We start from the raw sequence: 24848 nt of genomic DNA, 5'->3' as shown, positions 1-24848 counted from the left end.
CGGCGGTTCCGACTTTATCAGAAGTTCTGAGTCGGATTTTCCGCCCCGCTCGGGTTGGTCCTTGAGCACGTGAGTGCGCCGGGCTTCCCTCGCTGGCGGAGCCGTAAACCTAACGGAGCGGGGCGCCCCGATGCAAATCGAGGCGCCCCGCTCCGGAGCTCGCGCAGTCGAGAGGATCAGACCTCGACGACCACGGGCAGGATCATCGGCCGTCGGCGGTAGTTGTCCGAGACCCATTTGCCCAGCGTGCGGCGGATGAGCTGCTGCAGCTGGTGGGGTTCGACGACACCGTCCTGGGCCGACTTGTCCAGGACTTCCTGGATCCGGGGCACGACGGCGCCGAAGGCCGAGTCGTCGATGCCGGAGCCGCGCGCCTGGATGGTCGGACCGCTGGTGATCTTGCCGGTGCTGGAGTCCACCACCACGAAGACCGAGATGATGCCCTCGTCGCCGAGGATCTTGCGGTCCTTCAGTGCGGGCTCGCCGACATCCCCCACGGAGAGGCCGTCCACGTAGACGTAACCCGCCTGGACCTTGCCGACAATCTTCGCCTTGCCCTCGACCAGGTCGACGACGACGCCGTCCTCGGCGATCACGATGCGGTCGTGCGGGACGCCGGTGAGGGCGCCGAGCTCGGCGTTGGCACGCAGGTGGCGCCATTCGCCGTGGACCGGCATCAGGTTCTTGGGCTTGCAGATGTTGTAGAAGTACAGCAGCTCGCCGGCCGAGGCGTGACCGGAGACGTGCACCTTCGCGTTGCCCTTGTGGACGACGTTCGCACCCCAGCGGGTCAGGCCGTTGATCACGCGGTAGACCGCGTTCTCGTTGCCGGGGATGAGGGACGACGCCAGGATCACCGTGTCGCCCTGGACGATCCGGATCTGGTGATCGCGGTTGGCCATGCGCGAGAGCGCGGCCATGGGCTCGCCCTGGGAGCCCGTGCAGACCAGGACGACCTGGCTGTCGGGCAGGTCGTCGAGCGTCTTGACGTCGACGACGAGACCCGGCGGTACGCGCAGGTAGCCCAGGTCGCGGGCGATGCCCATGTTGCGGACCATCGAGCGGCCGACGAAGGCGACCCGGCGGCCGTACTCGTGGGCGGCGTCCAGGATCTGCTGGATGCGGTGCACGTGGCTGGCGAAGCTCGCCACGATGATGCGCTTCTGGGCGCCGGCGAAGACGCCGCGGATCACGTTCGAGATGTCGCGCTCGGGCGGGACGAAGCCCGGCACCTCGGCGTTCGTCGAGTCGGAGAGAAGGAGGTCGATGCCCTCCTCGCTCAGCCGCGCGAACGCGTGCAGGTCCGTGAGACGGCCGTCCATCGGGAGCTGGTCCATCTTGAAGTCGCCGGTGGCGACGACCATGCCCGCGGGGGTGCGGACGGCGACGGCCAGGGCGTCCGGGATGGAGTGGTTGACCGCGACGAACTCGCAGTCGAACGGACCGAGGTGCTCACGGTCGCCCTCGACGACCTCGAGCGTGTACGGACGGATCCGGTGCTCCTGGAGCTTCGCCTCGATCAGCGCGAGGGTCAGCTTGGAGCCGATCAGCGGAATGTCCGGCTTCTCGCGCAGGAGGTACGGGACACCACCGATGTGGTCCTCGTGCCCGTGCGTGAGCACGATGCCCTCGATGTCGTCGAGGCGGTCCCTGATGGACGAGAAGTCCGGCAGGATCAGGTCGATTCCGGGCTGCTCCTCCTCGGGGAAGAGCACTCCGCAGTCGACGATCAGCAGGCGACCGTTGTACTCGAAGACGGTCATGTTGCGGCCGATCTCGCCGAGGCCGCCGAGCGGGGTGACCCGCAGGCCGCCCTTCGGGAGCTTCGGCGGAGCGCCGAGTTCAGGATGCGGATGACTCAAAAGACTCTCCTCACCACGCGCGCCACGTACCTCCAAGGCACGTGGCGCGTATGACGTTCGTGCAGTAGCAGTTGTTGTGTGGGGTGCGGGCTGTAGTCGGTTGGGGACGCGCCCGCGGTTTTTCGCTTATTCAGTTGTGAAGTCTGTGGTTACAGCTGTACCCCGCCGGCCGCGAGATCGATCTTGAGCTGGGCCGTCTCGTCGGGTGACAGTTCCACCATCGGGAGCCGCAGCGGGCCCGCGGGACGTCCCTGGAGGGCCAGCGCCGCCTTGGTCGTGATCACGCCCTGGGTGCGGAACATGCCGGTGAAGACCGGGAGCAGCTTCTGGTGGATCTCGGTGGCCTTCTGTACGTCGCCCGAGAGGTGCGCCTCCAGCATGGCGCGCAGCTCCGGGGTAACGACGTGGCCGACGACGGAGACGAATCCGCACGCGCCGACGGACAGGAGCGGCAGGTTCAGCATGTCGTCGCCGGAGTACCAGGCGAGGTCCGAGCGGGCGATGGCCCAGCTGGCGCGGCCGAGGTCGCCCTTGGCGTCCTTGTTGGCGACGATCCGGGGGTGCTCGGCAAGCCTGACGATCGTTTCCGTGTTGATCGGCACGCCGCTGCGGCCCGGGATGTCGTACAGCATGACCGGCAGCTCCGTGCTGTCGGCGATGGCGGTGAAGTGCCGGAACAGGCCCTCCTGCGGGGGCTTGTTGTAGTACGGCGTCACGGTCAGGAGGCCGTGGGCGCCGGCCTGCTCGGCGGCGCGGGCGAGCTCGATGCTGTGGCGGGTGTCGTTCGTGCCGACGCCCGCGACGATGTGGGCGCGGTCTCCGACTGCGTCCAGTACGGCTCGTACGAGATCGTTTTTCTCCGCGTCACCGACGGTCGGGGACTCACCGGTGGTGCCGTTGATGACCAGGCCGTCATTGCCTGCGTCCACCAGGTGGGCGGCGAGCTGCTGCGCGCCGTCGAGGTCAAGTGCGCCGTCCGCCTTGAAGGGCGTGACCATGGCGGTGAGGACCCTCCCGAAGGGGGTCTGCGGAGTGGAGGTCGGAGCCATGGGTAACACGCTACTCGCTGCTCAGCGCGGGGTCGCCCCTCGGGGGATGTGTGCGGACCTGACAAGTGTGGAGCCCGGCACTGCCTGCTCGGGGGTTCAAGCAGTGCCGGGTCCGTTTGATCAGGCTAGATGAACTTCACGAAGTGCCGCAATCCGGACACTTCGCTCGGCGCATCCGCACATCAGTGCCTTACGGCGCCACACGTCCGTTCTTGTTGAAGGCCGCGTGGGTGAGAGGCATCAGCTCGGCCCACTGCTGCTCCATCTGCTCGCCGACCATCTCGATCTCCCGCTGCGGGAAGGACGGGACCTTGGCGAGCTCGTGCTGCGTGCGCAGACCGAGGAAGTGCATCAGCGAACGCGCGTTGCACGTCGCGTACATCGAGGAGAAGAGGCCCACGGGGAGCACCGCTCGGGCAACCTCGCGGGCGACGCCGGCGGCGAGCATCTCCTGATACGCCTCGTACGCCTGGCGGTAGGAGTCCTCCATGACGCGGCCCGTGAGCTCCTGCTGGGCCTGGCTGCCCTCGACGAAGACGTACTTGCCGGGGCGGCCTTCCTGGACGAGCTTGCGGGAGGCGTCGGGGACGTAGAAGACGGGCTGGAGCTCCCTGTACCGACCCGATTCCTCGTTGTACGACCAGCCGACGCGGTGCCGCATGAACTCGCGGAAGACGAAGATGGGGGCACTGATGAAGAACGTCATCGAGTTGTGCTCGAAGGGGCTGCCGTGGCGGTCCCGCATCAGGTAGTTGATCAGGCCCTTGGAGCGCTCCGGATCCTTCTGGAGCTCTTCGAGGGACTGCTCGCCCGCCGTGGAGACTCGGGCGGCCCACAGGACGTCGGAGTCGGTGGCGGCGTGCTTCACCAGCTCGACGGTGACCTCGCTGCGGAAGCTGGGCTTGAGGTCTTCGGTGGGGGTCTCGCTCACAAGCGGGGGTCCTTCCATGTGCATCACTCGGGCGGCGCCCACTCTATGGCCAGGCACTGACAATCGGCCGTTCGGTGACCCGCCACGACATTCTTCGACTAATTTGCCGAAACAGGGCACCTTTTGGGCGATTCGCGCGTCTATCCAAGTAACAGAGTTCACAGAGCTCCGTTCGAGACCCGTGAGGAGAAGCGCGCCCCATGTTCCGTCGGCGAGAGCCCGTCCCGTTCGCCTTCATCGCCGAAGCCGACAAGTTCCGCAGTAACGTCACTCCCCCGCCGCGCGAGCGTGCGTCGGCCAGTCAGATCGTGGGCCGCACGCTCATCGGTCTGACCGTCGTCGCCGGTCTGGTGGGCTCCCTGCTCTTCGGGATGCCCGCGATGTCGGCCGATCAGTCACCCGCGCACCATCAGCAGTCGGAAGCCTCCGAAGGCCGCTGACCGGTGCCGACCTCCATGGTCCGGCGCTGACTCGTCCGGCCCCCCAAGGGTGGTAGCAGGGAGCACGGCTCGATAGCCTCACCGGGCACAGCCCATGTGTGGATTGAGTGAGGATCAGCCCGTGCCCCTGCCCTTCCTGACCGCGGACCGCGCTTTCGACGACGCGGCGGACGACGCCGCGCTGCCCTTCGACGACCGCGATCACTGGCGCCGGCCCTACCGCCCGGGCCCCTGGCGCGTGGGCGCGGGCGCGCTTCTGCTGCTGCTCGCATCGTTCGTCCTCTTCGCGGCCGTGATCATCGCGTTCGCGGACTCCCTCGCGGGCGCCGCCATCTGCGCGGGGCTCGCCGTTCTCATCATCGCGAGCGCCCTGCGGATGCTGCGCATGGGCACGTGGGTGAGCGCCCACGGACTGCGCAGGGTCGGTTTCCTGACGACGCAGACGGTCGAGTGGGGGCAGGTCTCCTCCGTACGGACCGCGCAGCAGCCGGTGCGCTGGCTGGGGCTCCCCCGCACCGTGCAGGGGCAGGCCCTCGTTCTCGTACGCCGTGATCAGCAGTCGGCCGGAGCGCAGCAGCCGCTCCTGACCGACCGGAACGCGGACTTCCTCGCGCGGTACGAGGCGTTCAACCGCGCTGCCGACGCCATCGAGGTGTGGGCCGACGAGTACCGGCCCACCGCCTGATCTGCCCGCTCCCCCGCTAGACGTTCACCGGACGGCCCGCGTGCAGGGCGATGGCCCGCTGCATGGCCTTCCGCGCGCGGGGCGTGTCCCTGGCGTCGTGGTAGGCGACGGCCAGCCGGAACCAGCAGCGCCAGTCGTCCGGCGCGTCCTCCGTCTCGGCCTTGCGGCGGGCGAAGACCTCGTCCGCCGAGTCGCGGTCGATGCGGCCCGCCGGAGTGCGCTTCAACTCGTCCACCGGAAGGCCGCCTTCGGCCTCCAGCTCGGCCGCGAGGCGGTTGGCGCGCTGGACGAACTGCGTGTTCTTCCAGAGGAACCAGATGCCGATGAACGGCAGGATGAGCACCGCGATGCCGAAGGTGACGGTGAGTACGGTGCCGTGCTGTATCAGGAGCACGCCGCGGCTGCCGACCAGGACGAAGTAGACGACCAGGACGGCAGCCGTGACGGCGTAAGTGATCTTTGCGCGCATGTCTCTCAGCTCTCGGGTCAGCCGAGATCCAGGAAGTGTTCCAGGCCGAACGTGAGGCCCGGAGTGCTCACCACGCGGCGCGCGCCGAGCAGGATGCCCGGCATGAAGCTGCTGTGGTGCAGCGAGTCGTGGCGCACGGTCAGGGTCTCGCCCTCACCGCCGAGCAGGACCTCCTGGTGGGCGAGGAGGCCGCGCAGCCGCACCGAGTGCACCGGCACGCCGTCGACGTCCGCGCCGCGGGCGCCGTCCAGGGCCGTCGACGTGGCGTCGGGCTGCGGGGCGCTGCCCGCTGCCCTGCGGGCCTCGGCGATGAGCTGGGCGGTGCGCGTGGCGGTGCCGCTGGGGGCGTCCGCCTTGTTCGGGTGGTGCAGCTCGACGACCTCGACGGACTCGAAGTACGGCGCGGCGATCTGCGCGAACTTCATGGTCAGGACGGCGCCGATGGAGAAGTTCGGGGCGATGAGCACGCCCGTCTCCGGGGACGCGGCCAGCCAGGTGCGCAGCTGCGCGAGGCGCTCGTCGGTCCAGCCCGTCGTGCCGACGACCGCGTGGATGCCGTGTCCCACGCAGAAGTCGAGGTTGTCCATCACCGAGCCGGGGTGGGTCAGCTCGACCGCGACCTGGGCGCTGGCGTCCGCCAGCGACTCCAGCTTGTCGCCCCGGCCGAGGGCGGCGACCAGTTCCATGTCCTCGGCGGCCTCGACGGCCTTCACGGCCTCGGAGCCGATACGGCCCTTGGCGCCGATGACCGCCACGCGCAGCTTGCTCATGTCCTTCATTCCTTAAGGGAGTTGGGCCCTCGGGCGGCCTAGGCGACCGCTTCGTGGAGGCGGGCCGCCTGCTTGTCCTTGAGCGGGCCGATGGCCGACAGGGACGGGCGGTGGCCGAGCACGTCGCGGGCCACTTCGCGCACCTCGTCGGGGGTGACCGCGGAGATCCTGGCCAGCATGTCGTCGACCGACATGTGCTCGCCCCAGCAGAGCTCGCTCTTGCCGATGCGGTTCATCAGGGCGCCGGTGTCCTCCAGGCCGAGGACGGTGGAGCCCGCGAGCTGGCCGATGGCGCGGCCGATCTCATCGTCCGTCAGACCGTGCTCCGCGACCTGGTCGAGCTCGTCGCGGCAGATCTTCAGGACGTCGTGCACCTGGCTGGGGCGGCAGCCCGCGTACACACCGAAGAGGCCGGTGTCCGCGAAGCCCGAGGTGTACGAGTACACGCTGTAGGCCAGGCCGCGCTTCTCCCGTACCTCCTGGAAGAGGCGGGACGACATGCCGCCGCCCAGTGCCGTGTTCAGCACGCCCAGGGCCCAGCGGCGGTCGTCGGAGCGGGCCAGGCCCGGCATGCCGAGGATGACGTGGGCCTGCTCGGTCTTGCGGTTGATGACCTCGACGCGGCCGGAGGTCCGCAGGGTGCGGGAACCCTGGCGCGGGATCATCGGGGTCGCCTCGGTGTGCCGCAGGGCACCGGCCTTCTCGAAGGCGGCGCGGACCTGACGCACGACCTTGTTGTGGTCCACGTTGCCCGCGGCGGCGACCACGAGGTGGGTCGGGTCGTAGTGCTTCTTGTAGAAGCGGCGGATGCGGTCCGCGTTGAGGGCGTTGATCGTGTCCTCGGTGCCGAGGACCGGGCGGCCGAGGGGGGTGTCGCCGAGCATCGTGTGCGCGAACAGGTCGTGCACGCAGTCGCCCGGGTCGTCCTCGGTCATCGCGATCTCTTCGAGGATGACGCCACGCTCGGCGTCGACGTCCTCCTGAAGGATGAGAGAACCCGTCAGCATGTCGCAGACGACGTCGATGGCCAGCGGCAGGTCGGTGTCGAGCACGCGCGCGTAGTAGCACGTGTACTCCTTCGCCGTGAAGGCGTTCATCTCGCCGCCGACCGCGTCGAGCGCGGCGGAGATGTCCAGGGCACTGCGCTTCTTGGTGCCCTTGAAGAGCAGGTGCTCCAGGTAGTGCGTGGCGCCGTTCAGGGAGGGGGTCTCGTCGCGGGAGCCGACGTTGGCCCAGATGCCGAAGGTGGCCGAGCGCACGGAAGGCAGGGTCTCCGTGACGACGCGCAGGCCGCCGGGAAGGGTCGTCCTGCGGACCGTTCCGATGCCGTTCTCGCCCTTGATGAGGGTTTGGGTACGGGCGACGGCCCGCGCCTCCGAAGAGGTGCGGGCCGTCGTCGTGGTGCTACGCGACGTCACTTGTCGGTGTCGTCCTTCTTGTCGTCGTCCTCTTCACCCTCGATGACGGGGATGAGGGAGAGCTTGCCGCGGGAGTCGATCTCGGCGATCTCGACCTGGACCTTCTGGCCCACACCGAGGACGTCCTCGACGTTCTCCACGCGCTTGCCGCCGGCGAGCTTGCGGATCTGCGAGATGTGCAGCAGACCGTCCTTGCCCGGGAGCAGGGAGACGAACGCACCGAAGGTCGTCGTCTTCACGACGGTGCCCAGGTAGCGCTCGCCGACCTCCGGCATGGTCGGGTTGGCGATGCCGTTGATCGTGGCGCGGGCGGCCTCGGCGGCCGGGCCGTCGGCGGCACCGATGTAGATGGTGCCGTCGTCCTCGATCGTGATGTCGGCGCCGGTGTCCTCCTGGATCTGGTTGATCATCTTGCCCTTGGGGCCGATGACCTCACCGATCTTGTCCACCGGGATCTTGACGGTGATGATGCGCGGCGCGTTCGGGGACATCTCGTCCGGAACGTCGATGGCCTCGTTCATCACGTCGAGGATGTGCAGACGCGCGTCGCGGGCCTGCTTCAGCGCGGCGGCCAGGACCGAGGCGGGGATGCCGTCGAGCTTGGTGTCGAGCTGCAGCGCGGTCACGAACTGCTTCGTACCGGCGACCTTGAAGTCCATGTCGCCGAAGGCGTCCTCCGCACCGAGGATGTCGGTGAGGGCGACGTAGTGCGTCTGGCCGTCGATCTCCTGCGAGATCAGACCCATGGCGATACCGGCGACGGCGGCCTTCAGCGGCACACCGGCGTTCAGCAGCGACATCGTAGAGGCACAGACCGAGCCCATGGACGTCGAGCCGTTCGAACCGAGGGCCTCGGAGACCTGACGGATCGCGTACGGGAACTCCTCGCGCGAGGGGAGCACCGGCACGATCGCGCGCTCGGCGAGCGCGCCGTGGCCGATCTCGCGGCGCTTCGGCGAACCGACGCGGCCGGTCTCACCGACCGAGTACGGCGGGAAGTTGTAGTTGTGCATGTAGCGCTTGCGCGTCACCGGGGAGAGGGTGTCGAGCTGCTGCTCCATGCGGAGCATGTTGAGGGTGGTGACGCCCAGGATCTGGGTCTCGCCACGCTCGAACAGCGCCGAGCCGTGCACGCGCGGGATGGCCTCGACCTCGGCGGCGAGCGTACGGATGTCCGTGACGCCACGGCCGTCGATGCGGACCTTGTCCTTGATGACGCGCTCGCGGACCAGCTTCTTGGTCAGCGCGCGGTAGGCACCGGAGATCTCCTTCTCGCGGCCCTCGAACTGCGGGAGCAGCTTCTCGCCGGCGATCTCCTTGACGCGGTCCAGCTCGGCCTCGCGCTCCTGCTTGCCGGCGATGGTGAGCGCCTGGGCGAGCTCGGTCTTGACCGCGGCGGTCAGGGCCTCGAGGACGTCGTCCTCGTAGTCCAGGAAGACCGGGAACTCGCCGGTCGGCTTGGCGGCCTTCGCGGCGAGGTCCGACTGGGCCTTGCAGAGGACCTTGATGAAGGGCTTCGCGGCTTCCAGACCGGCGGCGACGACCTCTTCGGTCGGGGCCTCGGCGCCGTCCTTCACGAGCTGGATGGTCTTCTCGGTGGCCTCGGCCTCGACCATCATGATCGCGACGTCGCCGTCCTCGAGGACGCGACCGGCGACGACCATGTCGAAGACGGCGTCCTCAAGCTCGGTGTGCGTCGGGAAGGCGACCCACTGGCCCTTGATGAGCGCCACGCGGGTGCCGCCGATCGGGCCCGAGAAGGGCAGGCCGGCCAGCTGCGTGGAGCAGGAGGCGGCGTTGATCGCGACCACGTCGTACAGGTGGTCGGGGTTGAGCGCCATGATCGTCTCGACGATCTGGATCTCGTTGCGCAGGCCCTTCTTGAAGGAAGGACGCAGCGGGCGGTCGATCAGGCGGCAGGTCAGGACCGCGTCCTCGGAGGGGCGACCCTCACGACGGAAGAACGAACCGGGGATCTTGCCGGCGGCGTACTGCCGCTCCTCGACGTCCACCGTCAGGGGGAAGAAGTCGAGCTGGTCCTTGGGCCGCTTGGAAGCGGAGGTGGCCGACAGCACCATGGTGTCGTCGTCCAGGTACGCCACGGCGGAGCCGGCGGCCTGCTTGGCCAGGCGGCCCGTCTCGAAGCGGATGGTGCGGGTGCCGAACGTGCCGTTGTCGATAACAGCCTCGGCGTAGTGGGTCTCGTTCTCCACTGTTCTCCTACGTGTCTACGTTTTCGTCTTCGCGCCCCTGGTCCCGTGTGGACCGGAGGCGGTGTCCCGTGCATCTGCGTCCATGCGTCGTGCGTGGACCGGGACTGTGTGGAGAAGCGCGCCGTGTGTGCGGGCCGGTCTTCGATCGAAGCACCCGGGGATGTCTCCCGGGGGCCACTACCGAGGACCGGCGGCGGCTGGGTGCGCCTCTCCCTCGTGGGGGTTTTCGTTCTGTCGCCCCGAGGGCATTCCTCGCCCGCGGGGACGTGCGTGTGTCACCAGACTACAAAGCGTCGGCGACACCGCGCATGTACAGCAAAGGGAGCGGCCCCCTTCGCGTGGGAACCGCTCCCTTCACGGCGTCTTACTTGGCGCCGGCCGCACCGCGGCGGATGCCCAGGCGCTCCACCAGCGCACGGAAGCGCTGGATGTCCTTCTTGGCCAGGTACTGCAGCAGGCGGCGACGCTGGCCGACCAGGATCAGCAGACCACGACGCGAGTGGTGGTCGTGCTTGTGGGTCTTGAGGTGCTCGGTCAGGTCCGAGATACGGCGAGAGAGCAGCGCCACCTGCACCTCGGGGGAGCCGGTGTCGCCCTCCTTCTGGCCGAACTCGGTCATGATCTGCTTCTTCGTAGCGGCGTCGAGCGACACGCGTACTCCTCGTGATGTCTTCGAGTGCCTCCGAGTGCCCCTGGTCTACGTCTCAGGGGGGCTTCCGTGACTCGGGAGGCCGGGATGAGCCGTCCGGCGCGGGTCCGGGTCCTCAGTGGGCCCGGGTTCCGGATCCCTGGGGATTCGGGGGTGCGCATACAGACGATCGTTTCACAGGGTACCAGTCGGCTTGCGGGTGGTTTGCCCGGGGCGATACCGCCCTGCTCGGCTGGCGCCGCCCTGCCCAGCTCGTGCCGGCCTGCTCAGCTGGTCAAGGAGCGGGCCGCGTCGTAGACGTCCAGCACGGCGAGGCTCAGCGGGACCAGGGACAGCAGTATCGCCGATTCCGTGAGGTCGAGGAGGCGGCCCCAGAAGGGGGAGAGCCCCTTCGTCGGAATGATCAACGAGATGGCCGTCAGCAGGGCGCAGCCCAGCGCGATGGCGGCGGTGAGCCAGACCGCGCGCAGGTCCAGGGGGCCGCGGTCGTCGTGGAGGAGCAGCTCCCGCAGGGCGTCGTCGTGCGGGTTCAGCGCCAGACCGATGAGGAGCAGGGCGATGGCGGCGATGCCCGCGCCGAGCGCGCACACGACCTGCGAGGTGTAGCGGAAGAGCCGGGCGCGGAGCAGGATCGCCAGACCCGCGGCCAGTGCCAGGAGCTGCCCCCAGACGTTCCGCGAGAAGCCGAGGACGACGGCAGCCCCGACGATGACGGAGGCGGAGCCCGCGACCAGGCCGAGCAGCAGCTCGTGGCCGCGCCGGGCCTGGGCCGCGATCCGGGCCGCGTCGAGGGGGCCGGGGTCGACGGTCGCGTTCAGGTCGGCGTCGAAGTCCTCCTGCACGGAGCTCCGCGGCGAGGCATAGCCGATGGGCAGCCGGGCGAAGCGCGCGGACAGCCCCGGGAGGAACGCGACGAGGGCGATGGTGACCGGGGCGGTGACCGCGGCGGCCTCGGTCGCCGTGGCTTCGGTGATGATCGCGGCGAAGGTCGCCAGGGTTCCCGCTGTCGCCAGGAAGGTGGCTGCCACGAAAGGGGCGTCGCTGCCGGGCGAGACCACGACGAGCAGCACCGATGCCACGAGCACGGTGACGCAGCCGAGCAGGAACTGCAGTCGGCCCGGTCCTTGCCCCGCGTCCGGGGCGATGATTCCCGATCCGGCGACGAGGAGGAGGGGGAGGGCGGCGAGCCCCAGGACCGCACCGACGGCACGGTCTTCGTACACACGCACGCGTACGCCGGCGAAGGCTATGAGGAGCAGACCGATGCCGCCCGCGAGGATGCCCGGCAGGCTGTGCATGTCGTGGCGCACGGGATCGGCGTACCAGAGCACGAAGGCCATCAGGAGCAGGACCAGGAAGCTTCCGGTCAGGCCGGCACCGCGCAGCAGTGCGTCTCTCCACAGCCTGCGGTCCTGGACCACGGCCGTCGCGACCGCGTCGGCGACATCGTCGTACACGGCGGGCGGCAGCGACATGGCGAAGGGCCGCAGGCTGAGCACCTCGCCGTCGAGGACCCGCTGGGCGGCGAGCGTGCGGGCGCCCTCCAGAACGGTGCCGTTCTGGCGGACGAGGTTGTAGCCGGTCGGCGTGCCGACCGGCTGGGTCTGGCGAGTCAGCCGGAGAACCTCCGGATAGATGTCGGCCACGGCGATGTCCTCGGGCAGAGCCACATCGATACGGCTGTCGGGCGCGACGACAGTGACCCTGCAGAAACCGGTCGCTGCGGGCGAACTCACCTTGAATGACCCCCTGATTCGCGGTTGCGCACCGTGCCTGCGTCACCCTACCGCTACGCCCTGTCAGTGCCTGCACATAGGATCACCCGGGTGCGGAGGGAGACCGCACCGATGAGGCAGCGGCACGGAACTGTCCGTCCGCATAGGGGGGATTGATGCTCCGGTGAGTCAGATCGTCATCAAACGCCCGCCGCGTTCTCTGCCACCCGAAGTGCCCAGTGATGAGCTGCAGTTGGCACCTCCGCCGGAGCTCCCCCGCGGCCAGCAGGAGGGCGTGCTGATGCAGGTCCTGCCGACGCTCGGCATGGGCTCGTCGGTGGTCTTCTTCTTCGCGTCGCCCAACGCCCATCCCTTCATGCGCATCATGGGCGTCGTCATGCTGGTGTCGACGGTCGCGATGGTCGTCGCCCAGGTCGTCAGATACCGGCGCGGTACGCAGGGGCAAATGGCGGACGTACGCCGCGATTACCTCAAGCACCTCGCGCAGACGCGCCGTACGGTGCGCCGCACCGCCCTGAAGCAGCGCGACGCGCAGCTCTATCTGCACCCCGCCCCGGAGCAGCTGTGGTCGGTGGTCGCCGAGGGGAGCCGGGTGTGGGAACGCCGCATAGGCGACCAGGACTTCGGGCAGGCGCGGGTGGGCCTGGGCCCGCAGCAGCTGTCCACTCCCCTGGTCGCGCCCGAGACGGCGCCGGTCGACGAGTTGGAGCCGCTGGCCGCGGGGGCCATGCAGCGGTTCCTCGCCGTGCACAGCTCGCTGGAGGGGCTGCCGGTCGCGGTCTCGATGCGCGCCTTCTACCACTTGACGGTGTCCGGAGAGCCGGAATCCGCGCAGGGCACCGCACGCTCGCTGGTCGCCCAACTGGCCACTCTGCACGGTCCGGAGGACCTGGTGATCGCGGTGGTCGCGGCCCCCGGTGCCGTCGGGCGATGGGACTGGACGAAGTGGCTGCCCCACTGCCAGTTGCCGGGGCAGGTCGACGGCGCCGGCGCGAGGCGGCTCTTCGGCGACGACCTCGGTGAGCTGGAACAGCTCCTTGCCAACCGCCTCGACGGCCGACCGCGGTTCAGCCGTGACGGACAGCCCGTGCTCGATCAGCCGCACCTCGTGGTGGTGCTCGACGGCGGCATGGTGCCGCCGACGTCCGCCTTCGCCGCACCGGAAGGCCTGCAGGGTGTGACGATCATCGAGGTGGTCACCGGGGAGCTGGACGAGCCGCGCGGAGGCCTCTCCGTCGTGACACGCCCCGGCAAGCTGCTCCTGGAGTCGACCGGCGGCGTTGCCTACGAAGGCGCGCCGGACACGCTGTCCCTGCCGGCCGCCGAGGCGCTGGCACGGCAGTTGGCACCGCTGCGCATGGGCGGAGGCGACGACGACGAGCCGCTGCTCGCCAACCTGGACTTCACCGATCTGCTGAATCTGGGAGACGCGGGATCGGTGGACGTCACGCGCACGTGGCGGCCCCGTTCGACGGCAGAGCGGCTCCGCGTCCCCATCGGCGTGGGTGAGGACGGCCAGCCGGTCATGCTGGACCTCAAGGAGGCAGCGCAAGAGGGCATGGGCCCGCACGGGCTGTGCGTGGGTGCCACGGGTTCAGGCAAGTCCGAACTCCTGCGCACGCTGGTTCTGGGACTGGCCGTGACCCACTCCTCCGAGACCCTGAACTTCGTCCTCGCCGACTTCAAGGGTGGTGCGACGTTCGCAGGAATGTCGGACATGCCGCACGTCGCGGCGGTGATCACGAACCTCGCCGACGACCTCACCCTCGTGGACCGCATGGGCGACGCGATCCGCGGCGAACTGCAGCGCCGACAGGAGCTGCTGCGCTCGGCGGGCAACTACGCGAACATGCACGACTACGAGAAGGCACGCGCCGCGGGTGCGCCGCTGGCCCCCTTGGCTTCCCTCGTCCTGGTGATCGACGAGTTCAGCGAACTGCTCACCGCCAAGCCCGACTTCATCGACATGTTCATCCAGATCGGCCGCATCGGCCGCTCCCTGGGCGTGCATCTGCTGCTCGCTTCACAGCGTCTCGAAGAGGGCAAGCTGCGCGGGCTCGACACGTACCTGTCGTACCGCGTCGGACTGCGCACCTTCTCCGCCTCCGAGTCGCGTACGGCACTGGGCGTTCCGGACGCGTACCACCTGCCGTCCGTGCCGGGTTCCGGCTACCTGAAGTTCGGTACGGATGAGATGACCCGCTTCAAGGCGGCGTACGTCTCCGGGGTGTACCGCGCGGGTGGCGCGGACCCGGCGTCCGCTCAACTGCCCATCGAGCGCAGGCCCGCACTCTTCACGGCGGCTCCGGTGGCAGCGACGTACACGGCCCCGGACGCCGGACAGCCCCGCGCGTCCTCCCGCCGGGAGGAAGACGCACTGGCCGACACCGTGCTCGATGTCGTGGTACGCCGCCTCGAAGGGCAGGGCGTGCCCGCGCATCAGGTGTGGTTGCCGCCGCTGGACGGGGCCCCCACGCTGGACCAGATCCTCCCGAAGCTCGTGGTGTCCCCGGAGCGGGGCCTGCACGCCGGGGACTACACGCGCCCCGGGGGCCTGACCGTCCCTCTGGGCTTGGTCGACAAGCCCTTCGAGCAGAAGCGTGAAGTGCTCTACAGCGACTTCTCGGGCGCGGCCGGAAACATGGTGGTGGTCGGTGGACCCCAGTCCGGAAAGTCGACACTGCTGCGCACGCTGATCACGTCGTTCGCGCTGACCCACACCGCCCACGAAGTGCAGTTCTACTGCCTGGACTTCGGCGGCGGCGGCCTGGCCTCGATCGCCGATCTGCCGCATGTGGGAGGGGTCGCTTCGCGTCTGGACCCGGAACGGGTACGACGTGCGGTGGCCGAGGTAGCCGGTGTCCTGAACCGCCGCGAGGCCTTCTTCCGCGCCAACGGCATCGACTCGATCACCACGTATCGGCGACAGCGCGCCGCGGGGCAGCTTCCCGGCGAGGCCTGGGGTGATGTCTTCCTCGTCATCGACGGGTGGGGAAGCTTCAAGAACGACTACGACATGCTCGAGGGCGTCGTCAACGACATCGCAGGTCGTGGCCTCGGATACGGCGTGCACGTCGTCGTGTCCGCTTCGCGCTACATGGAGGTACGGGCGGCGCTCAAGGACCAGATGCTCGGCCGCCTGGAGCTGCGTCTCGGCGACGTCATGGACTCGGAATTCGACCGCAAGGTCGCCATGAACGTGCCAGCCGGGGTGCCGGGCCGCGGCCAGGTACCGGAGAAGCTGCACTTCATGACGGCGATGCCGCGCGTCGGCTCGTCACCCGATCCGGTGAACCTGTCCGACGCGACGGCCCAGTTGGTCGAAACGGTGAAGAGCAACTGGCACGGGCCCGCCGCGCCGACCGTGCGGCTGCTGCCGCGCAAACTCCCCGCCGATCAGCTCCCGATGGGTTTCGAGTTCCCGCAGCACGGCGTCGCGATCGGTATCGACGAGACGAACCTGGAACCGGTCTTCGTCGATTTCGAGACAGATCCATTCTTCCTGGTCTTCGGTGAAAGCGAATCGGGCAAGACGAATCTGCTTCGTTTGATCGCTAAACAAATCGCGGAGAGGTACACACCCGCGCAGGCACGCATCGTGGTCGGCGACTACAGGCGCACCATGCTTGAGGCCGTGTCGCCGGACCACCTGCTGGAATACGCCCCGATGGCGTCGGCAATGGACGTCCACATGAACGCCATCGCCACGTTCATGGAGAAGCGGGCACCCAAGCCCGACATCACTCCGCAGCAGCTTCGTGATCGAAGCTGGTGGAACGGTCCGGAACTGTTCGTCATCATCGACGACTACGAACTGGTGGCCACCAACTCGGTCAATCCACTGAGCGTGCTGGTCGAGCACCTGCCCTTCGCCCGGGACGTGGGCGTCAAGTTCATCATCGCGCGGAGCGCCGCCGGCGCCTCACGCTCGATGTACGAGTCCTTCATGCAGCGGGTGAAGGAACTGGGCGCGCAGGGCGTGCTGTTGTCGGGCGATCCGAGCGAAGGGGACATCCTCGGAAATGTCCGCGCACGCCCGATGCCGCCGGGACGCGGAACCTTCGTGTCGCGAAAGCGGGGCACGGCCCTGATTCAAGTGGGGCGGCTCCCGGACCACTACTAGAGTGCGTGCTGGATACATGACTGAACGGGGAGGCAGGCGTGGCGAGTTCGGGCGGGGGCAACGGCGGAACGCCGGACACGGACAAGTCGTTCGACAACCTTTACGGCGTAAATCCACAAATGGCGCTGGACGTCCAGGCAAGCGCGATGAAGGGCTTCAAAAAGCGCGTCGACGACCTGCTCATCGAGCTCGAGGGCTCTGAGGCGGCGCCGGGCAGGGTCGGGGCCGACCGGCTGTCACGAGCGCAGCTGGGTTCGGAGGACTTCAAAGAGGCGCAGTACCTCTACGACTCGTACTCGACCGTGCATGACGAGCTGGAGAAGCTCTCGAAGGCTTTGGGCACGCAGATCGAGGGGCTGGGACTTGCCGTCCACGCATCCCGTGTGGGCTACGACAACCTTGAGGACGACATCCGCGCGCGGATGAAGGCGGTCAACGCGGAGGCCGAGAAGTACTACGACCCGGACCGGGATCCGTACGCACAGGGGCCTGGCGGCTCGTCCGGCTCCGGCTCTGGTGGGACCGACGGTTCCGGCCCGAAGCCGACGGACAAGGACACGGCTCTGTGACGACCGAACAGAGACGGGCACGGGCACGGGCGTGGAGACGGGGACGAGGACGGGGAACGGGGGCACAAGGACATGGCTGACGGATCCAAGGGCGGCGGCAAACCGAAACTCGCTCACACGGACTTCGAGTCAATGACGCACGAGCAACTGCTCGCGCTGCTGGAGTCCGCGAGTTCGGAGGGCGCGTCCCAACTCGCCGGGAAGTTGTCCAAGGCCGCGTCGACGATCACCAAGATCGGCGACGACCTCATGACGTACACGAAGGGCCTGCACTGGCAGGGAGAGGGCGGCGACGCCTTCCGCGCGTGGGGCACGCAGTCGGCGAGCGCCACGCTGTACCTCGGGGAGTACAGCGAGGTCGCGTCGCGCTGGATGGGCGTGGTCGCCCAGGCGATCGCCGAGGCGAAGGCATCGATGCCGCCCGCCTCGGACACGGCCCAGGCCAAGGCCGACCTGCGCACCGCCAACAAGAACATGGACGCCGCCCAGAAGGCCCACAACGATCCCGACGCCCGCAAGGTCACCCGGGACTCCAAGGCGGACGCGACCGCGGCCCAGGGCCGGATCGAGGCGGCTCAGGCGGAGGCGGTGCAGCGGATGCGGAAGTTGGCGCAGACGTATCAGCAGTCCGCGCAGCAGGTTAATGGGGTTAGGCCGCCTACGTTTGCGCCGCCGGCGAGGCATAGCGACAACCCTGACGGGTGGCTTGACGGCGGTAGCTACCAGGCACTGCCGGACCAAGCGGGTGGACCGACGGCGGGTGGCACTGCGTCGGGCGGCCCGGCGGCTTCCGGTCCTTCTCCCGCGATGCCGGTCGCATCCGCTGCGGCCCCCTCTGCAGGCCATGGCGCACCAGGTGCGTCACCCGAAGGTGCCGTACCGACAGCGCCACCCGCCTCTTCGCAGCCGCACCGCCCGGAGCCCGTGTCCATGGGGATCGACCGCGTCGCGACGCTCCCTCCGTCGTCGCCTCCGCCAGAGGCTCCTCCTGGCCCTGGCCCCGTCCCTTCGGGCCGACCTGAAGTTCTGACGCCTCCTAGCCTCGGCACCGCGCCTCCCCCCTTCGGTCCGAACCCTGGCCAACCGGGCCCCACCGCTCCGCCGCCGGGTCGTCCCTCGCCGGCAGTGCGCCCGCCACTCCCGCCCTCCCCTGGAGGGAGTAACTACGGGCTCGGCAATCGACCGCCCAAGGACCCCGGCATCATCGGCGGTCGTCCCCTGCCTCCGAACTCTGGGCGTCCGACGACCGGGATCCCCCGAAGCAATGTCTTCGGCGGAGACCACATGCAGGGCCGTCCGCCCATGGGCCCGGGAGCCGGTCCTGGAGCTGGGCCCGGGGCCGGTCGCACAGGTGTTGTGGGCGGTCGCCGTCTTACCGGGGAACCCGGTGGAGCCATCGGCAGGCAGCCGCTTCAACCCGGCCGGGTTGAAGGACGCCCATTCACACCGGGTGGTGCAGGGCTGGTACGTGGTTCCGCCGCAAGTGACTCGACGCGCTCCGGAGCCATGGGACGCCCCTCTACCGTCCCGCAAAGCGGCCAGGGGAACTCTTCACGCCGTGACGAGGGACGGCCCGAACGGTCGAATCATCTCTTTGAAGAGGAAGAGACGTGGCAGCCTGACCACCGCCGTATCGTCCCGCCAGTCGTCGACTGACCTGACAAGGAACGCAGATGCCCACCACCAGGAAGAGCATCGTCCGCTCCAGGGTCGCCGTGTCGGCGGCCCTGGCCTTTCTCATGGCGAGCATCGCGGCCGCTCCGGCTCATGCCGACACCGTCCGCTCCAGGCAGTGGCACCTTGACGCCATGCGCGCCGAGGAGATGTGGAAGGCCAGTACCGGCCGCGGCGTAACCGTCGCGGTCATTGACTCCGGAGTCGATGACACGGTCCCTGATCTACGCGGTCAAGTCCTCGATGGAAGGGACTACTCGGACCTCCCGGGTGATGAGACCAGCGACCGAGCGAATCACGGTACGGGAACCGCAGCGCTCATCGCAGGAACAGGCGCGCGGGGAGAGACGGCTGGTTCGTACGGACTCGCTCCAGGCGCCAGAATCCTTCCGATCAGAATGACCTACGGCAACGAGAGGTCGGCCCAAGCCCGTCAACTGTCCGGGTACTCGCACGACATGGCGACTGCCATCCGTTACGCGGCCGACTCCAAGGCCCAGATCCTCAACATCTCCATGGGCAACTCGAACCGTCCCGGCTCCTCAAATGTGAACACCCCCGAGCTCACCGCCGCGGTCAAATACGCGATCGGCAAAGGAAAGCTCATCTTCGCCGCCGTAGGGAACAGCGCCGCCAAGGGCAATGAGGCGGAGTACCCGGCAGCCACACCGGGCGTTGTGGGAGTCGGCGCCATCAACAGCAAGGTCGAGCGGACCGAAGAGTCGCAGTGGGGCCCTCAGGTCGACATGGTCGCCCCAGGAGACAACATGTGGCACGCATGCGCCGGCGGAACCCAACTGTGCAAGACCCACGGGACGAGTAACAGCACGGCCATCGCCTCCGCCTCCGCCGCCCTCATCTGGTCCAAGCACCCCAACTGGACGAACAACCAGGTCCTACGGGTCATGATCAACACGATGCAGGGCAACGACGACGGCTGGAGCCGGGACGACTCGGTGGGCTATGGCGCAGTACGTCCGCGCATCGCGCTCAAGGACCCGGGCGACCCTGGGCCTGCTGATAAGTACCCGTTGCCGGACCTCGCAGCGGCGGCCGAGTNNACTCGGCCGGCCGTGACACGAGTGGTGAGCAGGAAGCCAACGCCCCAGCCACCGCGGCGGAGAGTGCAGAGAAGGAGGACAACAGCGTGCTCTGGGTAGTCACAGGCATCGCATCAGCCGTCTTCCTCGGCCTGGCAGTAGCCGTCGTAGCCGCACGTTCTCGGCGTCGAGTTCTCCACCAGCGGGCACGGGTTGCGGATCCCGCGCCGGACTCCGTCTGCACCTACCAGGCTGACTCAGATCACAGAACGTGATCGTAATTGCACATCTCGCGGACCTTACAGGAGCCCCATGTCATTCGATTCCGATTGGGCATCGGCACGTTCTGCCGCCACCGCCAAAACAAACATGCAGCTCAATGCATCCTATGACGGTACAGGCAATCGCGGGCTCGGGCGCGGCCTCAAAGTAACCTCGAGCATCCTCAACGAACGGGCCGGAAAGGCCGACACGGTCCGTGAAGATTTCATGAAAGCGGACAACTCCGCCATGAAAGAGACTGCACAGGTCGGCCCCAGCCTGAAGGGCTTCGAGTCATCCTCCGCCTTCTCGACCTTCGCAGACCGCTGGAAGGGTCAGATGACGCATGTCGAATCCCTCTTGAAAGACGACGTATCGGGCGCCCTACGGACCAGCGCACAGTCCTACATGGCGCGAGAGAGGAAGGAGAAGGATCGCCACAGCCGCGAGGGCAAAGATCTGAAGTAGGCACTACATAAAACGGGGACCATAAATGCTCACCTACGAAAAGCTACTCAACGCAGACTTTTCCGCCCTCTCTCAAGCGGTATCCAAATGGCGCCACTTGCCGCAAAAATTCAGGACGGCGAGTACCAAATTCGTCAATACGGTCGAGAAGGGACTGCAAGGGTCGGACTGGGAAGGTGAAGCCGCGTCCGCCGCGATCGAAAAGTTCAAATATGTAGAACGGCAGATCGACTACGCAGCCGATGAAGCAGAGGACGTCCACAAACTTCTGGACGACGCGTGCGAGGTATTCACCCAGTCACAATCAAAGTTGCGCACACTCACGAAAGACATCGAAGAAGACAAGTACCTTGCAATCCGACCCGACGGGGAAGTTTACCTTTCCCCGCCGAAGGACACACCCTCTGAAGATCTCGGAATGCTCAACAAGAGCTATCGCGAGACGATTCAAGCTTATAAGACCAGCATCCAGGGCCACATCGACAGGGCCCAGGAAGCCGACGAGCTTCTGGCTTGGGTGCTGAGCCAGGACCATAACGGTCGAAAGAAGGGGTTCGACGCCAATACGTACAACAGCATCGCTGACGCCAAGGATGGACGTAAGCGGGTTGAGGAGGACCTTAAGGAACTCGAAAAACTTACCGGCGAGAAGAGCGAACTCGCCCTGGCTGACGCAGATGACTCACTCGATCCCGCCACACTGAAAAGGATCAACAGCATTTTCAGTCGGCATGAAGGAGATCCCTACTTCGCAGAGAAATTTGCAACTCGCACGGGTGCGGCTGGAACTCTCGACCTCTGGTCCAAGATCGCGGACCGTCGTCAGTTTGGCGACGCCCAGACGAAAGAGTCCGCAAAGATCCAAAAGTCGCTCAGCTACACCTTGGCGACGGCGTCTCATTCGGATAGTGAAGGGATGAAGCGCTGGAAAGCCGACATGGTCTCGCTTGGTGACAAGCCGGTCATCACAACTTCAAAGTACTCGTCGAGCGACGACGGGCCACGCGGTTTTCAGGTCATGAGCAGCCTGATGCGATACGGCGAATATGATGACAAGTTCCTCAACAGCTACGGAAAGGAACTTCTTGAGTTTGAACAGAAGAGCAAGGAGGCGCCTGCAGATCTCTGGAAACGAGATGTATTCTTGAATTTTGGGTCGGGAAGCGATCAGGGATTTGACCCGATGGCCGGCTACATGGAGGCGCTCGGACATAATCCAGAGGCAGCCAAGGACCTCCTGTACGCGAAGGATTGGGCTGCCGAAGGGAAGACTGACTCCGACCTGAAGTACCTGATGTCCGGCCGCGAGTGGCCCGACGGGAATCCATCTGCGGACAACAAGGCGGGGTTCGGGTACGGAGAGTTGGGTCATGCACTTGAGGCCGCAACTCTGGGGTCACCGTACGACGCGGCTGGACACGAACTCCATCGTGATGCGCGCACCGCTAATATCATGGAGCAGATGGCGACAACCGTGGCATCTGACATCGACTATGTCGAGAACAAGACCGGCATCGGTAACAGCCTGGCGAGAATCGGTGCGGGGTACGCTGATGATTTGAATTGGGCCACAATCAACGAAGGCGGGCGCGGTTCGTCCATTCACCGCGATGATCTGTATCGACCGAACGGCGACGCCGGCCACGCCGATCTCGACCCCACTGTCGCAAGGAATTTTCTTTACAACGTCGGACAGCATGAAGGGAGCTACGAGATCCTCTCTTCTGCCCAGCAGGCGTTCACCTTCGGAGCTCTAGAGGCCCATGCCGATGATGCAAACAGTGCCGAGAAAGTGCTCAACAACGGCGCGTACATTCACGGCGTGCTGGACGAAGCCCGTATCTCCCAAGTCGACAAGGCAAGCAACGATGCCACAGACAAGATGAACGAAGAACTCGCAAAATCAGCAGAGTGGAAGAAGTTCGGGATCAGCCAGGGCCTCGGTTTGGCAACCGGCGTTGCCGTGCTGCCTCTAGGTGGTCCGACAGCATCAGCTGCGGCGGCCTTCGTCGTTCCGACCATCGTCGAGGGCGTGTCCGGAGCCGTGGAAACTCAGTGGGGCATGGAAATCGACGAGGAGACGAAGAAGAGAGAGGCCGACCTCACAAACAAGAACCGCATGACTGCAGATGAATTCAGTGAACTGGGCCATCTTCGCGCGACGAATCCAGCCCTCCTGCATTTGAAGAACAACCCGGACCAGGATTTCACCGAAGGCGCACTCAACGCGTACGACCGCGGGGCCAGCGTCGCCGATCGAACCGACGGAGGCAGGCGATGAAGCGCAGCTCAGCAGGAACTCTTGCCGTGCTACTGCTTTTGCCGGTGGCCTGTACGGCTGAGGACGAACCGCCGCATGGGGTTTCAGCTTTGAAAACTGCCTGCGAGGGCGTGCTCGACTCGGGTTCTCTGGCAGAAGCCGAGAAGAGTACGGAGATCGAGAAGGTACGTAGTCCTTCCGATCCCAAAATTAGCTATGCCTCCGCAGCCAAAGATTTGAAAGAAAGCAAGGTGGAGGTCTGCAATGTTCCCTTTGAGGAAGATCCCACCCCTGGGTCACCCGCGTTGAGAATCCAATTCGATGTGAGCGACGGGCCACTCTACCCAAGGGAAGAGCGACGTAGCACGAACGGGTACAGAGCTTACGGATTGAAGAATGGCATGCAAGCGGTCAGTGCCGGAAGCTCCAGTACCATCCTGTTTCCCTGTACACCCAAGGGATCCAGCTCTTCAATCAATGTCACCGGCACCATTGACAACGATCTGGACCTCACGGCACCCTCCCAATTCCGCGCCGTCTTCGGGGCCAGCGACAAGATGATCGCCGCCTTGAAGTGCGAGAACAAAATTTTTCTGCCAAATGCGGCAACCATGAAGCCGTTCCCGAAGGACTGATGTTCCACGCGCGCAGCACCGGGACGGGGAGCACCGAGCTTGCACCGACCTGCCGTAACCCCTCCGTCGCTCTCCACACCACGCCACCACCCCGCCAAGTAGGCTGAGTCCGCAGGTGGTTTCGTACGTCGGGAAGGGGCCGGTTCGTCATGGGCGAGGGACAGGACGAGGACGTCAAGGCGCGTAAGGAGCGGGAGAAGGACGAGCTCTACGGCCTTGATATCTCCGGCGTCGAGTGGCATAGCGCACCCGGTACGGAGGAGGCCGAGGAGCGCGTCGAGATCGCTTATCTGCCCGAGGGGGCCGTGGCGATGCGTTCGTCGCTGGATCCCGGGACCGTGCTGCGGTACACCGCGGCCGAGTGGCGGGCCTTTGTACTCGGGGCGCGGGACGGGGAGTTCGATCTGGAGCCGACTCCGCGGAACGGTGGCCTGCCGGCGGACGGGGCCGGCGCCGTCGGGTGAGTTCGGTGCGTGTGCGGGGAGAAGTGTGTGTGGGCCGGGGCGATGCGTACGCCCCGGCCCACACACGTGTCACCGGTCGAGCCGCAGGCCTCAGCTCAGCATGCGGAAGCGCGCCGCGTTGCCCTTGTCCGTGTCGCTGTACCCGACGACGGACTCGTCCAGGAGGCGGGCGATGCGATGGAGCTTCTGCACCATGGCGTTCATCTCCGCCTCGCTCTGCCGCTGAATGTCGTGGTACGCGGTCCTGGCCTCGCCCTGCCAGGTCTCGGCAACGCGTGCGACCTCGCGCATGAGGGTCTCCAGGCCCTCATCCATGTGCCTGGCGGTGTTCCGCACATCCGTGGCCGCCGTCGTGACGGTGTCGTAATTGACCGCTGTGCGGTCGAAGTTGTCAGACATCTCGGTACTCCCTGACTTTCGGTCGCAGCGTCTCAGGCGTGGTCGACGATCTTGCTCGGCACCTCGTACGAGTTGTCCACCTTGCGGATCTGGGCGATCCGCTCCTGCTCGTGGCTGTCGAAGCCCTTGACGCTCATGCGCATCACGTCTTCGAGGTCTACGAGGTTGTCCTGAAGCTTCTTCAGGTGCTGGTTGACTCCGCGCTGGAGGGTGTCGAATTCCTTGCCCGCCGCGCCCTTCCAACCGGCCTGGATCATGTCCACAACCGTGTTCAGCGACGTGACGCGCTTGCTCACGTCCATGTGGAAGTTGCGGATTTTGTCCGCCAGCTTGGTCAGATCGTCATTGCTGTAATCAACGCTCATCGCTCTTGCCCTCCTCCTGTGCGGACAGCGGCAATACCCGCTGTTCTCTTCGGCTATTTGCCAGGGCCTCCCCGGCTCCGGCGGGCAAGGTGTCGCGTCAGGTCCCGCGTGCGGTGACACGCCCTTCGCGACGCTGCGCCGCCCCCGTGCAGCATCAACTCGTAATGCTGTAGGCCACTCTAGTCATTCTGGTCCCACAACTGGCATGCATTGCAGGTCAGTTGCGCCTATCCACCGCGTCTCCGACGCCAGGAACCAGCCATGAAAACTCCTGTGCGTCGAATTCTTCGCGGACCGGTGGAGCACCGCCGTGCCGCCGAACCTCACGCCCTGAAGTCCCTTCTTCTGCGGGCCTCGCGCAGGGCCGC

Annotated in this window: 20 protein-coding genes and 1 pseudogene; 9 read left to right on the top strand and 12 right to left on the bottom strand. The window is 66.7% G+C overall.

Annotated elements, in window-relative coordinates:
- Positions 1-176: 176 nt before the first annotated feature.
- From AOK03_RS31120 to thyX, 3 genes are all read right to left on the bottom strand, one after another.
- Positions 177-1862: a ribonuclease J gene (locus tag AOK03_RS31120; RefSeq protein ID WP_055568712.1), complete on the bottom strand. Its 1686-nt coding sequence runs from the start codon at positions 1860-1862 to the stop codon at positions 177-179.
- 149 nt (positions 1863-2011) lie between these two features.
- Positions 2012-2911 carry a 4-hydroxy-tetrahydrodipicolinate synthase gene (gene dapA / locus AOK03_RS31115; protein WP_055568711.1) on the bottom strand — a complete coding sequence of 300 codons (900 nt, stop codon included), beginning with the start codon at positions 2909-2911 and terminating at the stop codon, positions 2012-2014.
- Positions 2912-3101: 190 nt separating this feature from the next.
- Positions 3102-3842: an FAD-dependent thymidylate synthase gene (gene thyX / locus AOK03_RS31110; protein ID WP_055568710.1), complete on the bottom strand. Its 741-nt coding sequence runs from the start codon at positions 3840-3842 to the stop codon at positions 3102-3104.
- A gap of 200 nt (positions 3843-4042) precedes the next feature.
- Between thyX and AOK03_RS31105 the strand changes: the two genes are divergently transcribed.
- Together AOK03_RS31105 and AOK03_RS31100 are read left to right on the top strand one after the other, a co-directional pair.
- Positions 4043-4282, top strand: coding sequence for a hypothetical protein (locus tag AOK03_RS31105; protein ID WP_055568709.1), 240 nt, complete (start codon positions 4043-4045; stop codon positions 4280-4282).
- Between the two features lie 121 nt (positions 4283-4403).
- Entirely contained in the window at positions 4404-4967 is a 564-nt protein-coding gene (locus tag AOK03_RS31100) for a hypothetical protein (protein ID WP_055568708.1), read from the top strand.
- A 16-nt stretch (positions 4968-4983) separates the two neighbouring features.
- On the opposite strand, the gene AOK03_RS31095 is transcribed toward AOK03_RS31100, so the two are convergent.
- The 6 genes from AOK03_RS31095 to eccD form a co-directional block, all read right to left on the bottom strand.
- A complete protein-coding gene (locus AOK03_RS31095) occupies positions 4984-5436 on the bottom strand; it encodes a tetratricopeptide repeat protein (protein ID WP_055568707.1) in 453 nt (150 codons plus the stop codon).
- Positions 5437-5453: 17 nt separating this feature from the next.
- Positions 5454-6206, bottom strand: coding sequence for a 4-hydroxy-tetrahydrodipicolinate reductase (gene dapB, locus AOK03_RS31090; RefSeq protein ID WP_055568706.1), 753 nt, complete (start codon positions 6204-6206; stop codon positions 5454-5456).
- A gap of 38 nt (positions 6207-6244) precedes the next feature.
- Positions 6245-7624 carry a M16 family metallopeptidase gene (locus tag AOK03_RS31085; protein WP_055568705.1) on the bottom strand — a complete coding sequence of 460 codons (1380 nt, stop codon included), beginning with the start codon at positions 7622-7624 and terminating at the stop codon, positions 6245-6247.
- Complete coding sequence (locus AOK03_RS31080) at positions 7621-9837, bottom strand: polyribonucleotide nucleotidyltransferase (RefSeq protein ID WP_055568704.1); 2217 nt, start codon at positions 9835-9837, stop codon at positions 7621-7623. Before AOK03_RS31080 ends, AOK03_RS31085 begins: the two co-directional genes overlap by 4 nt.
- Before the next feature lie 364 nt (positions 9838-10201).
- Entirely contained in the window at positions 10202-10489 is a 288-nt protein-coding gene (gene rpsO, locus AOK03_RS31075; protein WP_055568703.1) for a 30S ribosomal protein S15, read from the bottom strand.
- 263 nt (positions 10490-10752) lie between these two features.
- Positions 10753-12222, bottom strand: coding sequence for a type VII secretion integral membrane protein EccD (gene eccD, locus AOK03_RS31070; RefSeq protein WP_055568702.1), 1470 nt, complete (start codon positions 12220-12222; stop codon positions 10753-10755).
- Positions 12223-12385: 163 nt separating this feature from the next.
- On the opposite strand from eccD, the gene eccCa reads away from it, so the two are divergent.
- Both eccCa and AOK03_RS31060 read left to right on the top strand, forming a co-directional pair.
- Entirely contained in the window at positions 12386-16345 is a 3960-nt protein-coding gene (eccCa, locus tag AOK03_RS31065; RefSeq protein ID WP_055568701.1) for a type VII secretion protein EccCa, read from the top strand.
- Between the two features lie 38 nt (positions 16346-16383).
- Positions 16384-16914: a hypothetical protein gene (locus AOK03_RS31060; RefSeq protein WP_055568700.1), complete on the top strand. Its 531-nt coding sequence runs from the start codon at positions 16384-16386 to the stop codon at positions 16912-16914.
- Positions 16915-17027: 113 nt separating this feature from the next.
- On the opposite strand, the gene AOK03_RS42855 is transcribed toward AOK03_RS31060, so the two are convergent.
- Positions 17028-17438 (bottom strand): hypothetical protein, encoded by a 411-nt coding sequence (locus AOK03_RS42855; RefSeq protein ID WP_055568699.1) that lies wholly within the window; start codon positions 17436-17438, stop codon positions 17028-17030.
- Between the two features lie 1149 nt (positions 17439-18587).
- Here AOK03_RS42855 and mycP point away from each other — a divergent pair.
- The 5 genes and pseudogenes from mycP to AOK03_RS31030 form a co-directional block, all read left to right on the top strand.
- Positions 18588-19647 (top strand): annotated as a pseudogene (mycP, locus tag AOK03_RS41375) (type VII secretion-associated serine protease mycosin); the annotation flags it as partial.
- Positions 19648-19940: 293 nt separating this feature from the next.
- A complete protein-coding gene (locus AOK03_RS42850) occupies positions 19941-20357 on the top strand; it encodes a hypothetical protein (protein WP_063792606.1) in 417 nt (138 codons plus the stop codon).
- A gap of 25 nt (positions 20358-20382) precedes the next feature.
- Entirely contained in the window at positions 20383-22638 is a 2256-nt protein-coding gene (locus tag AOK03_RS44375; protein WP_244177818.1) for a DUF6571 family protein, read from the top strand.
- A complete protein-coding gene (locus tag AOK03_RS42845; RefSeq protein ID WP_157869123.1) occupies positions 22635-23252 on the top strand; it encodes a hypothetical protein in 618 nt (205 codons plus the stop codon). The genes AOK03_RS44375 and AOK03_RS42845 overlap by 4 nt, the downstream gene beginning before the upstream one ends.
- 149 nt (positions 23253-23401) lie before the next feature.
- Positions 23402-23716 carry a DUF397 domain-containing protein gene (locus AOK03_RS31030; RefSeq protein ID WP_055568694.1) on the top strand — a complete coding sequence of 105 codons (315 nt, stop codon included), beginning with the start codon at positions 23402-23404 and terminating at the stop codon, positions 23714-23716.
- Positions 23717-23806: 90 nt separating this feature from the next.
- Here AOK03_RS31030 and AOK03_RS31025 read toward each other — a convergent pair whose 3' ends face one another.
- Both AOK03_RS31025 and AOK03_RS31020 read right to left on the bottom strand, forming a co-directional pair.
- Positions 23807-24115: a WXG100 family type VII secretion target gene (locus AOK03_RS31025; protein ID WP_055568693.1), complete on the bottom strand. Its 309-nt coding sequence runs from the start codon at positions 24113-24115 to the stop codon at positions 23807-23809.
- A gap of 32 nt (positions 24116-24147) precedes the next feature.
- Entirely contained in the window at positions 24148-24480 is a 333-nt protein-coding gene (locus tag AOK03_RS31020; RefSeq protein ID WP_055568692.1) for a WXG100 family type VII secretion target, read from the bottom strand.
- Positions 24481-24848 lie beyond the last annotated feature (368 nt).

The sequence above is a fragment of the Streptomyces atriruber genome (genome assembly GCF_001418325.1).
Classification (GTDB): domain Bacteria; phylum Actinomycetota; class Actinomycetes; order Streptomycetales; family Streptomycetaceae; genus Streptomyces; species Streptomyces atriruber.
Note: the sequence above shows the minus strand (reverse complement) of the source record. Positions and strands in the feature narration are given on the sequence as shown.

What these genes read in the sequence shown, in the direction of transcription:
- dapA (WP_055568711.1), bottom strand. Translation starts at nt 2,911, where the DNA reads ATGGCTCCGACCTCCACTCCGCAGACCCCCTTCGGGAGGGTCCTCACC.
- AOK03_RS31105 (WP_055568709.1), top strand. Translation starts at nt 4,043, where the DNA reads ATGTTCCGTCGGCGAGAGCCCGTCCCGTTCGCCTTCATCGCCGAAGCC.
- AOK03_RS31095 (WP_055568707.1), bottom strand. Translation starts at nt 5,436, where the DNA reads ATGCGCGCAAAGATCACTTACGCCGTCACGGCTGCCGTCCTGGTCGTC.
- dapB (WP_055568706.1), bottom strand. Translation starts at nt 6,206, where the DNA reads ATGAGCAAGCTGCGCGTGGCGGTCATCGGCGCCAAGGGCCGTATCGGC.
- AOK03_RS42850 (WP_063792606.1), top strand. Translation starts at nt 19,941, where the DNA reads ATGTCATTCGATTCCGATTGGGCATCGGCACGTTCTGCCGCCACCGCC.
- AOK03_RS44375 (WP_244177818.1), top strand. Translation starts at nt 20,383, where the DNA reads ATGCTCACCTACGAAAAGCTACTCAACGCAGACTTTTCCGCCCTCTCT.
- AOK03_RS42845 (WP_157869123.1), top strand. Translation starts at nt 22,635, where the DNA reads ATGAAGCGCAGCTCAGCAGGAACTCTTGCCGTGCTACTGCTTTTGCCG.
- AOK03_RS31030 (WP_055568694.1), top strand. Translation starts at nt 23,402, where the DNA reads ATGGGCGAGGGACAGGACGAGGACGTCAAGGCGCGTAAGGAGCGGGAG.
- AOK03_RS31025 (WP_055568693.1), bottom strand. Translation starts at nt 24,115, where the DNA reads ATGTCTGACAACTTCGACCGCACAGCGGTCAATTACGACACCGTCACG.
- AOK03_RS31020 (WP_055568692.1), bottom strand. Translation starts at nt 24,480, where the DNA reads ATGAGCGTTGATTACAGCAATGACGATCTGACCAAGCTGGCGGACAAA.